This window comes from Terriglobales bacterium, from assembly GCA_035624455.1.
Classification (GTDB): Bacteria; Acidobacteriota; Terriglobia; order Terriglobales; family Acidobacteriaceae; genus DASPRM01.
Window position 1 is genome coordinate 19,115 of the sequence record DASPRM010000134.1, and the last position, 17,497, is coordinate 36,611.

Consider the following 17,497-nt stretch of genomic DNA (forward strand, 5'->3'; position numbering starts at 1 on the left):
CAGCTCGTTTCCGTGGTTATTAACTAATCCAGGTTATTGACTAATCCAAGGATGATAAACATATGGAAAATAGACTCGCTACAGCAGGCGCTGTTGTCCCTCATACTCAAGAACAAAACAGCACAACCGAATCCAAGTGTCCGGTAGCGCACGACGCTCGCAAATTCCGGACGAATGCCGACTGGTGGCCGAATCAGGTAAACCTGAAGGTGCTGCACCAGAATTCCCCGCTGTCCGATCCCATGGGCAAGGAGTTCAATTACGCGAAAGAATTCAAGAGCCTTGACCTGAATGCTGTGGTCAATGACCTCCATGCCTTGATGACGGACTCGCAGGAGTGGTGGCCGGCGGACTTTGGCCACTACGGTCCCCTGTTCATCCGCATGGCATGGCACAGTGCCGGCACCTACCGCATCGGCGACGGGCGCGGCGGGGCAGGGTCTGGCCTGCAACGATTTGCACCCCTCAACAGTTGGCCCGATAACGCGAACCTCGACAAGGCGAGGCGGTTGCTCTGGCCGATCAAGCAGAAGTACGGCCGGAAAATCTCCTGGGCTGACCTCATGATCCTCGCCGGCAACGTTGCACTGGAGTCGATGGGGTTCAAGACCTTCGGTTTCGGCGGTGGACGTGAGGACGTGTGGGAATCTGATGAGACCTACTGGGGGTCTGAGACGACGTGGCTGGGCGACGAGCGCTACAGCGGCGATCGGGAACTGGCGAATCCTTTCGGTGCGGTTCAAATGGGCTTGATTTACGTGAATCCGGAAGGTCCCAATGGCAAGCCGGATCCCATCGCGGCGGCGCGGGACATCCGCGAAACGTTCGGCCGCATGGCGATGAATGACGAGGAGACCGTTGCGCTCATTGCCGGCGGACACACCTTCGGGAAAACCCACGGAGCTGCGGCTGCGGCCCAATATGTTGGCCCCGAACCCGAAGGCGCCGACATCGTGGAGCAAGGCCTGGGCTGGAAATGCACGTTTAATAGCGGCAGCGGCTGCAATACCATCACCAGCGGCCTTGAGGTCACCTGGACCGAGACGCCTACGAAGTGGAGCAACAACTACTTCGAGAACCTGTTCAAATATGACTGGGAACTGACCAAGAGCCCGGCCGGCGCGAATCAGTGGACACCCAAAAATAACAGAGGTGCGAGTACGGTGCCAGATGCCCACGATGCGTCGAAGCGTCACGCGCCAGCCATGCTGACAACGGACCTGTCATTGCGGTTCGATCCTGCTTACGAAAAGATCTCACGGCGCTTCTACGAGAATCCCGATCAGCTTGCTGATGCTTTCGCCAAGGCATGGTTCAAGCTGACCCACCGTGACATGGGGCCGGTCTCGCGCTATCTTGGCCCGCTCGTTCCGAAGGAATCGTTGTTGTGGCAAGACCCTGTTCCCGCGGTGGATCATCAATTGGTCTCCGAGAAGGACATTGCTGCTCTGAAGGGCAAGATTCTCGCGTCGGGACTGTCGATTTCCCAGCTGGTCACGACCGCCTGGGCTTCGGCGGCTTCGTTCCGCGGGTCCGACAAGCGTGGTGGGGCAAACGGAGCACGCATCCGTCTCTCCCCGCAAAAGGATTGGGAAGTGAACCAGCCGGCGGAGCTGACAAAGGTCCTGCAGAAGCTGGAGACCATTCAAAAAGAGTTCAACAGCTCGCAGACCAACGGCAGTAAGCGGAAGAAGATTTCGCTGGCTGACTTAATCGTTCTCGGCGGCAATGCAGCCGTTGAGGAAGCTGCGAAAAGAGCTGGGCACGATGTAAAGGTTCCCTTCTCGCCGGGTCGCACGGATGCTTCGCAGGAGCAGACCGATGTGCACTCGTTCGCCGTACTGGAGCCGGCGGCAGATGCGTTCCGCAACTACCGCCGCAAGAGGGTGCAAAGACCGGCGGGAGAAATGCTGGTGGATCGCGCGCAGTTGCTGACCCTGACCGCTCCCGAGATGACGGTTCTCATCGGAGGCATGCGAGCCCTGAACACTAATTACGGACACTCGAAGCACGGCGTCTTCACTAAACGACCGGAAGCGCTGACGAATGATTTCTTCGTCAACCTGCTCGACATGAATACGAAATGGCAGCCCTCTACAGCGGAGGATGTGTACGAAGGACGTGATCGCACGACGGGCGAACTGAAGTGGACGGCCACCGACGTCGACCTGATCTTCGGTTCGCACTCCGAGTTGCGGGCCCTGGCCGAGGTCTATGCCTGTGCGGACTCGAAGGAGAAGTTTGTGAAAGACTTCGTGACTGGCTGGAACAAAGTGATGAACCTCGATCGCTTCGACCTGGCCTGAGTTCGGCGGAAGAAGCGAGCTGTCAAATTGGATGCGGACAAATAGTAGTGGTGCAGTTGGAACTGACTGCACCACTACTTTAGAACCAGATCTCTAGTCTGATCGCGCTTACATTTCTCAAGCAACCGTTGTCTTTGATTCGATCGCAATTAGTCAGGCACCAGTGGTCGAATGAATCCTTCCTTTTGCCACCGTGCTGCCGCTACCCCTTGCGCCCGATCGATTTCGCTTGTGTGAACAGGTACAGGTAGTCGGGGCCACCGGCTTTGGAATCCGTGCCTGACATGTTGAAGCCGCCGAAGGGATGCGCTCCCACCATCGCGCCTGTGCACTTGCGGTTGATGTACAGATTGCCGACGTGGAACTCTTCCATCGCGCGCTGGATCTTCTCCTCCGACGAGGTATAGACCGCCCCGGTGAGGCCGAATTCGGTATCGTTGGCGATCTCCAGCGCGTGGTCGAAATTCTTAGCCTTGATGATGGCCAGCACCGGGCCGAAGATCTCCTCCTGTTCGAGTTTCGACTTGGGAGCGATGTCGGCAAACACGGTGGGCTCGATGAAGTAGCCGTCGTTTCCGCCGACGCGCTTGCCGCCCGTAATCAGGCGCCCGTCTTTCTTGCCCTGCTCGATGTAGCCGAGAATCGATTTCATGGAGCCTTCGTTGACCACCGGTCCCATGCCGGGATTCTCGGTGGGATCTCCGAGTGTGATCTTCTCGACGCGCGCCTTCAGCTTGGGAATGAACGTGTCGTAGATCTTCTCGTCGAGGATGAGACGCGAGCAGGCGGAGCACTTCTCTCCCTGGAACCCGAACGCCGATGCGGTGACCCCCTCGACAGCGGCGTCGATATTGGCGTCGGCATCGACGATGATGGCGTCCTTGCCACCCATCTCGAGCACTGTGCGCTTGATCCACACCTGGCCAGGCGCTTGGGTGGCGGCAACATGATTGATGCGCAACCCCACTTCGCGCGAACCGGTGAAGGCGATGTAGCGCGTCTTGGGATGCGCGACCAGCGCATCACCAAACGAGGCACCCGCGCCAGGACAGAAATTCACCACACCCGGCGGCATGCCGCACTCCTCCAGAATCGAGAACAGGAAACGCGCGATGGCGGGCGAATCGCTCGAAGGCTTGAGGATTACGGTGTTGCCGCAGACGATCGAGGCCAGCGTCATGCCGGTCATGATCGCGCCGGGGAAATTCCAGGGCGGAATCACGATGCCCACGCCGAGCGGAATGTAGCGGAGGTAATCGCGCTCACCCGGAAGCTGGATCGGCGGCTCGGCTTTGGCCAGGCGCAGAGCTTCTCGCGCGTAGAATTCGGCGAAGTCGATGGTCTCCCCGGTATCGGCGTCGGCTTCGGGCCAGTTCTTGCCGACTTCGAAGATCATCCAGGCGCTGAATTCGTGCTTGCGCTTGCGGATAGTGTCGGCTACGCGGAACAGCAGGCCCGCGCGCTCTTCGGCAGAAGTGCGGCTCCAGGTCTCGAAGGCTTTGACCGCGGCATTTATGGCGGGCTCGACTTCCTCTGCACCGGCCTTCTGGAAGATGCCGACGATTTCGCTGGGCTTGGCGGGGTTGAGCGACTTGAGTTTGTCGCGGGTCTTGACACGTTGGCCGCCGATGACGAGGTCGTACTCGCGGCCCAGCTCGGAGCGGACCTTTTCGATGGCCGCGCGCATCGCGCGGGCGTTTTCTTCGCGCGTGAAATCGGTGGCGGGCTCGTTCTTGAAAGCGGTGACAGTGCGTACTTGTTCGCGGGGCGCAGCTACGGTCGCCATGATTGCATCCTCTCTATTAGAAGCTCGGGGGAGCCAGTGGTGCCTGACATACAAAGCAGAAACGGCAGCGGACTCCGTGCCGCCGGGGGCGGGACACCATGAGAGATTTTACACCCTGGGGGAGGGAACGGGACAGGCGGGAACGCCTGTCCCGCGCGAGCAAAACGCCACGCAGAAAACCCCGCCCAAGCTTCGCCTGAACGGGCACCCTCAGGGTCTCACGTCACGCCATCCCGTTAGAAGGCGTCGCCGCCGCCACCGCCGAAGCCGCCCCCGGAGAAGCCGCCACCTCCTCCGCCGCCATCTCCGCCCGACCATCCTGAGCCGGTGCTGGAGGCGCGAGGCGCGGAGGTGAAGACCTCGTGCATGTCGGTGCTCATGGAGTGCATGCTGTTAGTAAAGAAAATGGGATTGAAGGCCCCGGGAAAGCCGTCGGGCCCGGCATACCACTGTGGCGGATTCTGCACGATCCCGGCGAAGGCCTGCGCCCAGCGATGCTCGACGCCTAGCGCCATGGCATAGGGCAGGAATTTTTCGAAGGTGTCGGGCGGCATGCGCTTCAGCCGGTCAGCATCGACACGATTCATGAATTCCTGGAAGCCAAGAATCTGTATTCGTGTTCTTGCCCCCAGCACGGTTTTGGCTACCATCTGCCGGCCGAACAACCACACGATCAACACCGAAATTGCGATCGCGGCGAAGGCGAGCAACGGCGCATCCAGCCACGAGACCATGTTCAGGAATTGTGTGATCACGATCGGGGCCGCGATCACCACCAGTCCGAACAGCACCCAGACGTGCGCCGAGTCGGGATCGACCAGGTACATGTCTTTCGACTTCAGGGCCGACATGATGTCCGACTGGATCACGGGAATTGCCGTGTAGAAGCGGTTTTTTAGTGACGACAGCCGCACCACTTCCCCGCCCTGAAAGACATTCTCCAGCATCACGCGCTCGTGTGGCGCAAGGTCGTTGCCCCATTGCGGCATGGGTTTGAGCAACGTGAACTCGTAATCTTTATGGGTGAAAAGCAGGACTTTTTCCTGGATCTCTTTGATCTTTACGTAGCCGCGGACAGCGAGGTCCACCAGGGTGCAGGTAACGTCGCGGGGCTGCACGCCGTCGTCGATCAGCGCACCGGTTTCGGCGGGAGTCATGCCCTTTGGCGGCTCGTACATGGGCGCGACTGAGATGCCGGGATCGGGATCGCGTCCCTTGTAGTACCAGAGCAGAAACATCACGGCGAAAGTCCAGAAAGGCACCAGCAGGACAGGGTTGGCTTTGAGGAACCACCAGGCGCGCGTAAGCGAGTTGGGCTGGTGCAGGATGCCTTTGGGAATGTAGACGTCGATGGTCAGCCCGCCGCGCATAGGCAGCGGGTTAGTGGTCTCGAAGTTGACGCGCGAGTCCTCGACCTCGCTGGTGGCCTCACGATCGTGAGAGCCGTAAACGCCGGTGAAGGCCTGGGCGCGCAAACCTGTTGTGCCCGGCGGTAAGGAGACGATGGCGGAGGCGTGATCGATGGGTACAGGCCAGTCGTTGCCGGTCACGTTCCAGTAGAACTCGTCGTGATCGTCGAAGAAGCGCACCGCGTTGGGCGAGGAGTAGGTCAGCAGAACGGTCTTCGTGGTGTCGGTGGCGCCGGGAATATAGATTTTCAGCTTGCGATAAGGGCCGTCGCGTTTGGACTCGTATCTCAAGGGCTGGCCCTGGTCATCCGTAACCGAATCGATGTGCAGAAACAGCCGGTAATTGCTGCCGCGCGGCCCAGGATAGTCGATGGGGATGGAGCGGTAGATCCCGTTGTACGCGCCCACAAAAACCAGGCTGATGCGCTCGATGCTGACCATGTTGCCGTCTTTGTCGATGGCCACAGAACTGTGAAAGTCGGCTATGCGCCAGTTGCGGGCGTGGACGGTGATGGGTAGGGCGAGGAGGAGAAGGAGGATGCAGATTTGGAATGTGGAGCGAAGGTTCTTCCAGGAACAAACGGAAGGCATTTCGACTCGCACGGGGATTGTTATGCCCCGTCCTCGATTGGTCGACGAAGAGCTCCTGGATGCAGTTAGCAAAAGCAGATCCTTCGACTTCGCGCCCGCGACCCGCCAAGAAGGCGGTTCGGAAAAGCGGAACGGGCGCGTCGCTCAGGATGACAGATCAGCGGAATATCCATGTTGAACAATCGACGTCACTGCTCAGAACTTCACCTGCACGGGCTCACGCTCCTGGGGAGCGGAAAGCTCGAAGAACTGCTTGGTCTGAAAACCGAAAGCGCTGGCAAACATATTCGCCGGAAAGGACTGCAGTCGCGTGTTGTAGTCGCGCACCACGGCATTGTAGTAGCGCCGCGAATTCTGGATGGCGTCCTCGACCTCCTGCAGAGAATTCTGCAATTGAGTGAACTGTTCAGAGGCGCGCAGTTGGGGATAATTCTCCGCCACCGCGAACAACTGGCGCAGCGCTCCGGTGAGCTGATTTTCTGCCTGGGCGCGGTCTTCCGGCGCGGTGGCGCTCATGGCCGCCGACCGCCACTTGGCAATGTTTTCGAAGGTCCCCTTCTCGTGGGCGGCATAGCCTTTCACGGTTTCAACAATGTTGGGAATCAGATCGTGGCGGCGTTTAAGCTGTACGTCAATGTCGGACCAGGCGGAGTCGGCGCGCACCCGCAGTTGCACCAGGCTGTTGTACAGCGCGATCAGGAAAAAGATGATGACCGCGATGATTACCAGACCAATAACCAGGGCCATGACGCCTCCCTATGTGCTGGAGTGGACAGCAAATTGTCGCACAGATGGCGAGCGCCCGATGATTACTTGTACGTAACTCGGGGGTAGGAAGTTCTGGCTGGGGAATGAGCACCCACCAGCAGTTCGATTTGAATCACGCCCAACCCGCTTGTTCTCACGAGCCGCCGACAGCCGGCGAGGGATCCTTCGTGGGCTTAAACACCAGGTCTTTCGACTCGGACGGGGATTGGTAGCCCGCCCTCGCTCAAGATGACAGAGCAGTTAGCGGTCCTCTAGCCATTCAGGCCATGGAAGTACGCAAATATCTTCCATTCCCAAAAGGGTCGTTTATTCCTTGTAAACAAATATTCACTCCTTTGTAACCGTGCTGTAACACTGGTTGGCTAAAAGGTTTCGTTTGAAAATCCCAGGGAGGAGAGTCTTCATGGCAAGACGTCTATCAGCGTGGTTCCTCTGCTGCGCGTTTTTGGTGGGTAGTGCGGTCGCCCAGAATCTGAATGGCGCAGGAGCAACATTTCCCTATCCCATCTATTCCAAGTGGTTTAGTGATTACAAGAAGGCAAACCCGTCGGTACAGATCAACTATCAGTCGATCGGCAGCGGTGGCGGAATCCGGCAAGTGACGGCGGGCACGGTGGATTTCGGCGCCACCGATGGTCCGATGAGCGACCAGCAGCTTGCCGAGGCCAAGAAGAAGATATTCCACATTCCGACGGTGCTGGGAGCGGTGGTTCCGGCGTACAACGTGCCCGGGGTAAGTGGCGAGCTGAAGTTCACGGGACCGATTCTGGCGAACATTTTCCTGGGCAAGATCACGAACTGGAATGATGCGGCCATTGCCAAGGCGAACCCCGACATGAAACTGCCTGACCGGCCGATCGTGGTAGTGCACCGTTCCGACGGCAGCGGCACGACTTTCATTTGGACCGACTACCTGTCCAAGGTGAGCACTGACTGGGCAAACGGCACGGGGAAAGGAACGTCGGTGAAGTGGCCCGTAGGTTTGGGCGCGAAAGGCAACGAGGGAGTGGCGGGTCTGATCCGTCAAATGGAAGGTGCTCTGGGGTACGTGGAATTGATCTACGCACTGCAGAATAAGATTCCGTTTGGCTCTGTGCAGAATGCGGCCGGACAGTACATCAAGGCCAGCCTGCAGGCAACCACGGCGGCGGCGGCGTCAGTGAAGAATATGCCGGCGGATTTCCGGGTTTCCATTACCAATGCTCCGGGCAAGGAGGCGTATCCGATCTGCAGCTTCACCTGGCTCCTGGTGCCAGGGCAGTGGAGTGACGCTTCCAAGAAAACGGCCATGGTGGGATTCCTGAACTGGATGCTGGATAACGGCGAAAACGAGGTGGCGGAATTGGATTACGCGCCCCTGCCGAAGGAAGTGGCTGACCGGGTTCGCAACACCATTAAGCAGATCCAGTAGGCGAGTGGCATTGAACTTCGCCGGCAGCTTCAGCAGAGGGGAGTGGCAGGCGAGGAGCGCAACAGCGGCTTAAACAAGCCCTGCATCGCGGCCGACGCCCAAACACGGCGCCGGCCGCGGCAAGCGCGAAGAGCAGCCCAGGTTAGCCCCGAAGTGCGCGGCGCGAACCTGAGGCACCGCTGCTGGATGGGTTGAGAGGAAGAAAACGCAAGATCCTTCGACTCCGCGCCCGCAACCCCTGCAGAACGCGGGTCGGAAGGAACGACGGGCGCGTCGCTCAGGATGACAGTCAGGGTCTCGTTAAGGGAGAGTAGCTCCCTGGTCTTTTAATCTCGCTGTAACAGAACGCTGGTAGCCTTCGTGTTTTCCGAGGTGACGTTTGCTCGCCCCAGGTAGCGCTCTGCCAGACAATTTGCCCAAAGACACATCCAAGGCAGCCGCTCTCAGCGAGGTAGGAGCGAAGCCGATCACGGTCAAAGCATCGCTTGCCAGCCGCCTCGGGGATAATGGTTTCAAGCTGATAACTCTGCTGTGCGCCCTCTCAGTGCTCGGCATCGTGGTGCTGATCGTCCTCGAGCTGGTAACCAAGTCGGAGCTCTCTCTCAAGCAGTTCGGATGGAGATTCTTCCTGGGCCAGAACTGGGACCCGGTGGCGGGAGATTTCGGCGCCCTGCCGTTTGTCTACGGCACGCTGGTGTCCTCATTCCTGGCGCTGCTTCTGTCAGTGCCGCTGTCGATTGGAGCGGCGATCTTCATCACCGAGCTGAGCCCGGTGTGGCTGAGGATGCCGTTATCGTTCCTGATGGAGTTGTTGGCCGCGGTTCCCAGCGTGATCTACGGGTTGTGGGCGATTTTCGTGCTCGCGCCGTTGCTGCGCCAGTACGTACAGCCGCCGCTGGGTAAATACCTGGGGTGGACAGGCTTGTTTGCGGGCCCACCCTTCGGCATTGGGATGCTGGCGGCGGGGGTAATTCTCGCCATCATGACGGTTCCCATCATTTCCTCGATTACGCGTGACGTGATGACAGCGATTCCGCAAACGCAGCGCGAGGGCGTGCTGGCGCTGGGGGCCACCCGCTGGGAGATGATCCGCATGGGCGTGCTGCGCAACGCCCGTGCCGGCATTATCGGGGGAGTCATTCTGGGGCTGGGACGCGCGCTGGGCGAGACCATGGCGGTCACCATGGTGATCGGCAACCGGCCGGAGATTTCAAAGTCGCTGTTTGCGCCCGGCTACACCATGGCCAGCGTGATCGCCAATGAGTTCACCGAGGCGACCGGGGATCTGTATCTGAGCGCAATTATTGAGGTCGGCCTGGCTCTTTTCATCGTGACTCTCATCGTGAATGCGCTGGCCCAGGGTCTGGTATGGATGACCACGCGCGGCACGCCTGCGAGGTCCCGTGGCCAGTAACGCCGTTCAACCAACGCAGCTGACGCCCATCAGTTGGTCACGCAAGTTTGCCAACCACTTTCTAACGTTTTTTGCTACCGCGTCTTCCATCGCGGTGGTGATTCCGCTGTTTGCCATTTTCGTGTACCTGGTGATCAAGGGAATCGGGTCGATCAATCTGGCTTTCCTGACGCAGATTCCCAAGCCGGTAGGAGAGACGGGCGGCGGCATGGCGAGCGCGATCGTCGGCTCGGCGATCATTCTGGCGATTGCCTCGGTGATCGGTATCCCGCTGGGGATCGGGGCGGGAATTTATCTCGCGGAATACGGTCACAACAAAGTTGGAAATGCGGTGCGCTTCACCGCGGACGTGCTGAACGGCATTCCGTCCATCGTGGTGGGAATTGCGATCTATGGACTGATTGTTGTTGTGCAGAAGCACTTCTCCGCGCTCGCGGGCGGAGTTGCGCTTGGCGTGATGATGATCCCCATGGTATCGCGGACCACGGAAGAAATGCTGTTGCTGGTACCGCGCATGATCCGTGAAGCTGCCTGGGGCCTGGGCGTAACGCAGTGGCGGGCGGCGCTGTCGGTTACGCTGCGCACGGCGTCGGCGGGCGTGATTACCGGTGTGATGCTGGCGTTTGCGCGCGCCGCAGGTGAAACTGCGCCGCTGCTGTTCACCGCGTTCGGAAATCAGTTTTGGAACTTCAACATCAACCAACCCACGGCAGCGTTGCCACTGCAGATTTTCGCTTATGCCATTTCGCCGTTTGACGAATGGCATCGGCTGGCCTGGGCTGGCGCCCTGATTCTGATCCTGCTGATTGTTGCCGCCGTGACCGCAGTCCGCATCGTTACCAGTCGCGGCATGATGAAGGGAGGGGCTTAACCCAAATGGGTACGGCGATAGAAGTTCGGAATCTCAAGGCGTATTACGGGAATAGCGAAGCTCTGCACGATGTCTCGATGGACATGGGAGCCAATCAGGTGACGGCGCTCATTGGCCCCTCAGGATGCGGCAAGTCCACCTTCGTGCGGACGCTTAATCGAATGCATGAGACTATCCCCGGGGCACACGTGGATGGGAGCGTGGTGATTGGCGGAGTGGACATCTACGGTGCCGGAACACCGGCTGTCGAAGTGCGGCGGCGGGTGGGGATGGTGTTCCAGAAGCCGAATCCCTTTCCCACCATGTCGATTTACGATAACGTGGCAGCTGGTCTGAAGCTGAATGGTTACCGCAATCGTCACAAACTCGACGATATCGTAGAGAAGTCGCTGCGCGGCTCGGCCCTGTGGGATGAAGTGAAGGACGTGCTGAAGAAGAAATCTGGCGCCAGCCTTTCCGGAGGCCAGCAGCAGCGTCTATGCATTGCCCGTGCTTTGGCCGTGGAACCGGAGGTCCTGCTGATGGATGAGCCGTGTTCGGCGCTGGATCCGATCTCGACGGGCAAAATTGAAGAGCTGATCGATGAGTTGAAGCAGCGCTTCACCATCGTGATCGTCACCCATAATATGCAACAGGCGGCGCGTGTGGCGGGCTATACTGGGTTCTTTCTCCTGGGGAAGTTGATCGAGTTTGACAAGACGGAAAAGGTATTTACCAATCCGTCCGACAAGCGGACGGAAGACTACATCACTGGCAGGTTCGGATAATGCGCACCCGCTTTCATCAAGAACTCGACGAACTGAAAGACAAACTGCTGCGGATGGGCGGGCTGGCCGAACAGGCCGTCGACCGCGCGATTGAAGGGTATCGGCGCCGTGATGCTGCTCTCTGCAACAAAGTGTTGGAGGGGGAGCGCTCCATCAACCAGATGGAACGGGAAATCGACGAATTGGCGCTGGACCTGCTCGCCATGCAGCAGCCGATGGCGATTGACCTGCGCTTCATCGTGGCGGTGGTAAAGATCAATGCCGACCTGGAGCGGGTGGGCGATCAGGCGGTGAACATCGCCCAGCGGGTCATAGAATTGACCACCCTGCCCGAAGCGGACCTGGCAATCGATATTCCGCGTATTGCAGGAATCGGCTCCACCATGGTGCGGACCGCGCTGGAATCCTTTATTTATGCCCGCGCGGATGTTGCCGAGTCGGTCCTCAAGATGGATAACTCGATCGACCAGTTAAACGCAGAAGCCCACCGCCACATCATCAAGTTCATGCAAGAATCGCCCCAGTTGGTGCCGCAGGCCCTGAACACGCTGCTGATCTCCCGCAACCTGGAACGGGTGGGGGATCATGCCACCAACATCGCCGAAGACGTAATTTTCTGGGTACGGGGCGCCGATGTGCGCCACATGTTCGGCGACAAAGCGGTCACCCCTGGGGATTAGGCGCGGTTTCGCGTTTGTGGAAGAGCCCGGCTTTGGCCGGGCTTTTGCATTGGAGCGCAATGGCCGGGTTCATTTCTTTGGCCGAGAGTGAATGCATAGATGCTTCGCTTCGCTCGGCATGACCCCTACCGTTACTGCCGAAGGAAAACACCAGATCCTTCGACTCAGCGCCCGCAAGCCGCAGAGAACGCGGGTCGAAAACACGGTCGGGCGCTTCGCTCAGGATGACAGTCATTTCTGGCTGAGCCCAGGCGAGATCGCCTGTCCAACACAAAAACAGCTGGTCCTTCGACTCGGACGCGGATTGTTGTGCCGCGTCCTCGTTCAGGATGACAGATGGGAATGTGCCGATCAGCCGACCTGCCAGATGGTATCCAGCACCGTGCCATCGACCCATTTCACAACAGCCACGGCACGATCGAGCCGCCTGGGTTTTTGTGGCTTGCCGCCGCAGATGTTTTCGACCTCGCGCTGGATGTCTGCAAGTGGCCGGATGGGCAACTTCGATCCCTTGACTGCATCGCTCAGATCCTGCCGGCACGGATTGATGGCGATGCCGCGCTCGGTCACGATCACGTCGATGAGTTCGCCGGGGCCGGTGAGGGTGGTGACTTCGTCGACGATGACGGGGATGCGGTCGCGGAAAGAAGGAACGGCAAGGATAGTGCAGCCGGCGAAGAGGCAGTTTTGCCATCCTCCGATCCCGTGCAGCAGGCGGCCGTCCGAGTGGGTCACCACGTTGGCATTGAAGTTCAGGTCCACTTCAGTCGCTCCCAGCACCACGACGTCCACCATAGATGCGAAGTTTCCCTTGCCGTGAAAATTGTAGGAGGTAAAAGGAGAGGTGGCGACGTGGCGGGGATCGGTGGCGATGGAGCGAACTGCGTCGAGATCGAAAGTCTGGCCGTCGAGAATGTAATCGGTGAGGCCCTCCTGCAGCATCTCCACGAGGTAGCGGGACGATCCCCCGCGCACGAAGCGAGCTTTGAGTCCGGCTTCCTTCATCATGCGCCGCAGGTAATCGACAAAGGCGAGGGCGATGCCACCCGCGCCCGCCTGGAACGAGAAACCGTTGCGCATAATGCCGGCGTCGCGCAAGAACTGGGCGACGTACTCGGCGATCTTCAGGCGGTCAGGGCTGCGGGTGATCTGCGTGGTTCCGGAGACGATCTTTGCGGGATCTCCGATGGATGGAACTTCGACCACGTAATCGACGTTGTTGCCCTGGATCTGCCACGGCACGCAGGGAAACGGAACCAGGTTGTCAGTAACGACGATGACATGATCGGCGTAGGTGGAGTCGGCGAGGGCGAAACCGAGTGAGCCACAAGCGGACTTGCCGAGCGAGCCGGTGGCATTGCCGAAGGGATCAGCAGTGGGCGCAGCGATGATGGCGATGTCGATGTGAACTTCGCCGTCCTGGATGGCTTGCCAGCGGCCGCCATGCGAGCGGAGCACGCCCATGCCGCGCATCTTGCCCATCGAGCAGTAATCGCCCAGGGGACCATTCATGCTGCCTTCGATGTGGTGAACCGCCCCAGCTTCCATCAGGTCGATGACGGGCGCGTGCGTGGGAAAGGAGGCGCTGGGAAACCACATCAGGTCCTTCACACCCATGCGGGCGGCGGTCTGGAGTACAGGCAGGGCTACGGCATCGCCGTCACGCAGGTGGTGATGAGTCGAGATCACCATCCCGTCGCGCAGACCGCAGCGGCGGAGGGCAGACTCGAGATCAGGAAAACGCTTGTCGCCGTTCGTAGGATAGTCTTTGGCCGAACGGATGGGTGGGGCAGCCTTCGTGCCGCTGGGTTGATATTGGTTGAGGCCGAGAAACGGAGACTGAGATTTGTGATTGACCTCAAGGGGAACGAGACGTCCAGCAGCATTGCGCGCGAGTTCAATCCTGGCGGTAACCGGCATTAGCGAACCTCTGCTGCCGCGGGAATCAGGCCCATCTGCCTGGCGCGGGAGACGAGCTTCAGAGCCCGCTGGACCACAGGGGGATCGATCATCTTCGATCCCAGGCTGACTACTCCCAGGCCCTTGCTCCGGGCTTCTTCGAAAGCAGTGACGATGCGAAGAGCCTTCTCGATCTCAACGGGAGATGGGGCAAAAGCCTCGTGAATGACCGGAATCTGCAGTGGGTGAATACAGCCCATGCCTTCGAAGCCGAGAGCGCGGGAGCGCTCGCCCCAGCGGCGGAGACCTTCCATGTCGGCGACGTCGCTGAAGACGGAGTCGATGGCCTGGAGTCCGGCAGCTTTGGCGGCATTGACAAGACGCGTGCGGGCATAGAGTGACTCGGAGCCGTCGGTGGTTTTTGCTACGCCAAGATCGGCAGTGTAATCCTCGAGCCCGATGGTGAGAGCGACTACAGACGCGTGCGCGCTGGCGATGTCGAAGGCCTTCTCGATGCCGATAGCCGACTCCAGGATCGGCATCAACCAGATGGGACGATCGATGTGATGCCAGGACTTGATCTCATCGATCTTGCCTGCTACTTCCCTCACCTGATCGGCGTACTCGACCTTGGGAATGAGCACCAGATCGGGGCTCTCAGGAATTACTTCCAACAGATCATCCAGGCCGAGCGGCAGCTGGTTGATTCGGACCATGCGCTCGCAGGCGCCGAAATCGACAGCGCGCAGCGCATTGCGGACGAGGATGCGGGCGGCATCTTTCTCGGCTGGATGCACCGAGTCTTCGAGGTCAAGGATGATGGCGTCGGGACCGTGCAAAGCCGCGTTGATGTAGTACCTGGGCTCGGAGCCGGGCAGGTACAGACGCGAGCGGCGCAGGCGGTCACGAGCGGAGGGCGCGGGAAGTGCGATGGCAGACGGAAGCGCACGTCTTCCCTGCCCGAGTCCGGCGCGTCGCACCGCCGCTTCGATGCGCGCGGAGATGACGTAGGGCAGCGCGCCCTCGTCTTCGATGATCAGGGCGGCGTGAGAAATCCCGAGTTGTTCCAACACCTCTTGCGCCTGGCGGCGGATGGAGTCGCCGTAGTAGGCGGCGACGCGGGATCGCAGATCGATCTCGAGCCCGCCGCTGGCGCGCGCTTCGAACTGGACGCGCAGATCGGAGCGGACGTCTTTGCCTGAGCGTCCGGCTTCCGTAATGGGTGATGGAGCAACTTGTTGTGTGCTCATGCTCGTCTCTATCTCGCAGCGGCGACGGTTTCGGGCAGTTTCACGGTTTCAAGCGCACGCAGGACGGCGTCGGTCATCTCGGTGGTGCTGGATGCGCCCCGGCTGATGGCTTTCGGGCCGCCGGAGATGCGCATCATATCGTAGGTTCGCACTTTGCCCTGCTTGACGACCTCGGCGATAGCAGCGCGCACCAAGTGAGCCTTTTCGATCTCGCCCACATGCTCGAGCATCATGGCGGCGGAGAGAATCATGGCGATGGGATTAACGATGGGCGGGTCCAGCTCCGCGTACTTCGGAGCTGAGCCGTGGGTGGGCTCAAAGACCGCGACTTCGCGGCCGATGTTACCCGAGGCGGCGAATCCCAATCCGCCGATCAATCCGGCAAAAGCGTCGGAAATGACATCGCCGAAGAGATTGCTGGCGACGACTACCCCGTAGTCTTCCGGATTCTTGGTGAGCCACATGGTTTGGGCGTCGATATTGGTGGACCACAGCGGAATTGAGGGGTAATCCCGGGCTACCTGCTTTGCGACTTCTTCCATCATGCCGCTGGTTTCGCGCAGCACATTGGGCTTCTCGCAGATGGTCACGCTCTTGTAGCCGAATTTCCTGGCGTAATCAAAAGCGGCGCGGCAGATGCGCTCCGCGGCAGGGCGCGTGATAATGCGCACCGAGATCGCGAGGTCCTCGTCTTTTACGTCGTGGAAAGGCTGAAATTTGGGATGGCTCTCGAGAGCCGCCCGTACCTGCGCGGGCGGATTGGTCCATTCCACGCCGGCGTAGAGGCCCTCGGTGTTCTGGCGGAAGACAACCACGTTGACGTGTGGTTCCTCGTAGCCACCGCCGGGCTTCTTGCGGATGAAGTTCAGAGGATTGCCGGGAAATCCGATGCAGGGGCGAATGCAGATATCGAGACCGAAGCGCTGGCGCATGGTCACGATGGGGCTGTAGTAGGTGAGGCCTTTGCCGCGCAGCTGAGGCTTGAGCTCGGCGTCGGCTTCGCGCTTGGGCTTGGAGGTGATGGCGCCGAACAAACCTAGCTTGTGTTTCCCCAGCAGATCAATGGTGCGCTGGGGCAGGGCGTTGCCTTCGTTGATCCAGCAATCCCAGCCGATGTCGGCGTGAACGTAGTCGGCGTCGAAACCGATGGCGTGCAGCACACGAACCGCTTCGGGTAGAACCTGGTTGCCGATGCCATCGCCCGGCATGGTAACGACGGTGTATTTAGGCATGATGAGACTCCTGGAGATTTTCAATCCGCTTAGCAATCAACTGCTCGATTCCGCCCGCTGCTACCAGCGACTGCGGCACACTGCCCAGCGCGGGGAAATGGAATTTCGCGCCGCGATACAGGATCGTGCCGGTGGTGAAGTCTACTTCAATCTGATCGCCAGAGATGATCGTGCGCTCCTTGCGGGCGATGGCGGCAGCGAAATCCGACTTCAATTTTCTTACCAGCTCCGGCACCTCGATACAGAGGAAGCCGTTGTTGAAGGCGTTGCGGAGGTAGGTCTGCGAGAAGGAGCCGGCGATCACCAGAGGAATGCCTTTAGCTTTGAGGGCGGTGACAGCCTGCTCACGGCTCGATCCGGTGCCGAAGTTGAAGCCGGCGCTGACTACGTCACCCGCGTGGGTGAGCGAAGCGAACTGGGGATCGTAATTCTGCATGACGACCTGCGCCATCTGCTCCGCCGTGATGTCTTCACGGTAGGTGTAATCCTTGCCGTAGATGCCGTCGGTGTTGAGATTATCCTGGGGCAGAAAAACCAGGCGGGCTTTCACCTGCCGCGGAAAACCTTCGATGATATCGACGGATTCGGCTTCCAGCGGCGGCGCGACAAGTTCCGTGAAGGAGCGCGTCAAAGGACGAATGGCGGGAGCTTGCGCTTCAAAGCTTGGCGCGGTGATGTATCCGGCGATCGCAGAAGCCGCGACTACGGTGGGACTGGCGAGATAACACTGGGCATCGCGCGATCCCATGCGGCCCTTGAAATTGCGATTCGTCGCCGAAATTCCCACTTCGCCGGGCTTGAGCAGTCCGACTCCCAGTCCGATACAAGGGCCGCAGCCGGCGGGAAGCGCAATGGCTCCCGCATTGAGCAGCGATTGCCAAATGCCGCGGCGCTCGGCTTCCTGCTGCACCCAGCGGCTGGCCGCGCCGAGATAGAACTGCACGCCGGAGGCGACCTTGCGGCCGTCGAGCACGCGGGCGGCAGCTTCGAGATCTTCAAGCCGCGAATTGACGCAGGAGAGCAGGTAAGCTTTGTCAATTTTGATGTGGCGCTTTTCCGCCTCGGCCAGCGGTGACATCACCTGGACGCTGTCCGGGCCGGAGATGTGGGGCG

At 59.8% G+C, this 17,497-nt stretch carries 13 protein-coding genes; 6 read left to right on the forward strand and 7 right to left on the reverse strand.

Going from position 1 to position 17,497, the window contains the following annotated elements; genetic code table 11:
- Positions 1 to 62: 62 nt before the first annotated feature.
- Positions 63 to 2,306, forward strand: coding sequence for a catalase/peroxidase HPI (gene katG / locus VEG30_15145; protein ID HXZ81263.1), 2,244 nt, complete (start codon positions 63 to 65; stop codon positions 2,304 to 2,306).
- Between the two features lie 202 nt (positions 2,307 to 2,508).
- Here katG and pruA read toward each other — a convergent pair whose 3' ends face one another.
- The 3 genes from pruA to VEG30_15160 all read right to left on the reverse strand — a co-directional run bounded on the left by pruA (position 2,509) and on the right by VEG30_15160 (position 6,839).
- On the reverse strand, positions 2,509 to 4,092 hold the full coding sequence (pruA, locus tag VEG30_15150) for an L-glutamate gamma-semialdehyde dehydrogenase (protein HXZ81264.1): 1,584 nt from the start codon (positions 4,090 to 4,092) through the stop codon (positions 2,509 to 2,511).
- Between the two features lie 236 nt (positions 4,093 to 4,328).
- Positions 4,329 to 6,092 carry a DUF2207 domain-containing protein gene (locus tag VEG30_15155; GenBank protein HXZ81265.1) on the reverse strand — a complete coding sequence of 588 codons (1,764 nt, stop codon included), beginning with the start codon at positions 6,090 to 6,092 and terminating at the stop codon, positions 4,329 to 4,331.
- 195 nt (positions 6,093 to 6,287) lie between these two features.
- On the reverse strand, positions 6,288 to 6,839 hold the full coding sequence (locus VEG30_15160) for a LemA family protein (protein HXZ81266.1): 552 nt from the start codon (positions 6,837 to 6,839) through the stop codon (positions 6,288 to 6,290).
- A 424-nt stretch (positions 6,840 to 7,263) separates the two neighbouring features.
- Between VEG30_15160 and pstS the strand changes: the two genes are divergently transcribed.
- The 5 genes from pstS (at position 7,264) to phoU (ending at position 12,003) form a co-directional block, all read left to right on the forward strand.
- Positions 7,264 to 8,271, forward strand: a complete 1,008-nt coding sequence (gene pstS / locus VEG30_15165; protein ID HXZ81267.1) for a phosphate ABC transporter substrate-binding protein PstS — start codon at positions 7,264 to 7,266, stop codon at positions 8,269 to 8,271.
- A gap of 379 nt (positions 8,272 to 8,650) precedes the next feature.
- Entirely contained in the window at positions 8,651 to 9,685 is a 1,035-nt protein-coding gene (gene pstC / locus VEG30_15170) for a phosphate ABC transporter permease subunit PstC (protein ID HXZ81268.1), read from the forward strand.
- Positions 9,675 to 10,556 (forward strand): phosphate ABC transporter permease PstA, encoded by an 882-nt coding sequence (pstA, locus tag VEG30_15175; GenBank protein HXZ81269.1) that lies wholly within the window; start codon positions 9,675 to 9,677, stop codon positions 10,554 to 10,556. The genes pstC and pstA overlap by 11 nt, the downstream gene beginning before the upstream one ends.
- Before the next feature lie 5 nt (positions 10,557 to 10,561).
- Positions 10,562 to 11,323, forward strand: coding sequence for a phosphate ABC transporter ATP-binding protein PstB (pstB, locus tag VEG30_15180; GenBank protein ID HXZ81270.1), 762 nt, complete (start codon positions 10,562 to 10,564; stop codon positions 11,321 to 11,323).
- The gene (phoU, locus tag VEG30_15185; protein ID HXZ81271.1) at positions 11,323 to 12,003 is read left to right on the forward strand and encodes a phosphate signaling complex protein PhoU; all 681 of its coding nucleotides are present in this window, start codon (positions 11,323 to 11,325) and stop codon (positions 12,001 to 12,003) included. Before pstB ends, phoU begins: the two co-directional genes overlap by 1 nt.
- Before the next feature lie 351 nt (positions 12,004 to 12,354).
- Here the strand turns inward: phoU and VEG30_15190 are convergent, their stop codons facing one another.
- From VEG30_15190 to VEG30_15205, 4 genes are all read right to left on the reverse strand, one after another.
- Positions 12,355 to 13,923 (reverse strand): citrate lyase subunit alpha, encoded by a 1,569-nt coding sequence (locus VEG30_15190; protein HXZ81272.1) that lies wholly within the window; start codon positions 13,921 to 13,923, stop codon positions 12,355 to 12,357.
- Positions 13,923 to 15,152, reverse strand: coding sequence for an aldolase/citrate lyase family protein (locus tag VEG30_15195; protein ID HXZ81273.1), 1,230 nt, complete (start codon positions 15,150 to 15,152; stop codon positions 13,923 to 13,925). The genes VEG30_15190 and VEG30_15195 overlap by 1 nt, the downstream gene beginning before the upstream one ends.
- Positions 15,153 to 15,160: 8 nt before the next feature.
- Positions 15,161 to 16,384: an isocitrate/isopropylmalate family dehydrogenase gene (locus tag VEG30_15200; GenBank protein ID HXZ81274.1), complete on the reverse strand. Its 1,224-nt coding sequence runs from the start codon at positions 16,382 to 16,384 to the stop codon at positions 15,161 to 15,163.
- Positions 16,377 to 17,497, reverse strand: a 1,121-nt coding sequence (locus VEG30_15205) for an aconitase family protein (protein ID HXZ81275.1), incomplete at its 5' end; no start/stop codon positions are given. The genes VEG30_15205 and VEG30_15200, both read right to left, overlap by 8 nt.

Excerpts from the sequence above, each read along its gene's own strand:
- katG (HXZ81263.1), top strand. The coding sequence starts at position 63 with ATGGAAAATAGACTCGCTACAGCAGGCGCTGTTGTCCCTCATACTCAA.
- pruA (HXZ81264.1), bottom strand. The coding sequence starts at position 4,092 with ATGGCGACCGTAGCTGCGCCCCGCGAACAAGTACGCACTGTCACCGCT.
- VEG30_15155 (HXZ81265.1), bottom strand. The coding sequence starts at position 6,092 with ATGCCTTCCGTTTGTTCCTGGAAGAACCTTCGCTCCACATTCCAAATC.
- VEG30_15160 (HXZ81266.1), bottom strand. The coding sequence starts at position 6,839 with ATGGCCCTGGTTATTGGTCTGGTAATCATCGCGGTCATCATCTTTTTC.
- pstS (HXZ81267.1), top strand. The coding sequence starts at position 7,264 with ATGGCAAGACGTCTATCAGCGTGGTTCCTCTGCTGCGCGTTTTTGGTG.
- pstB (HXZ81270.1), top strand. The coding sequence starts at position 10,562 with ATGGGTACGGCGATAGAAGTTCGGAATCTCAAGGCGTATTACGGGAAT.
- phoU (HXZ81271.1), top strand. The coding sequence starts at position 11,323 with ATGCGCACCCGCTTTCATCAAGAACTCGACGAACTGAAAGACAAACTG.
- VEG30_15190 (HXZ81272.1), bottom strand. The coding sequence starts at position 13,923 with ATGCCGGTTACCGCCAGGATTGAACTCGCGCGCAATGCTGCTGGACGT.
- VEG30_15195 (HXZ81273.1), bottom strand. The coding sequence starts at position 15,152 with ATGAGCACACAACAAGTTGCTCCATCACCCATTACGGAAGCCGGACGC.
- VEG30_15200 (HXZ81274.1), bottom strand. The coding sequence starts at position 16,384 with ATGCCTAAATACACCGTCGTTACCATGCCGGGCGATGGCATCGGCAAC.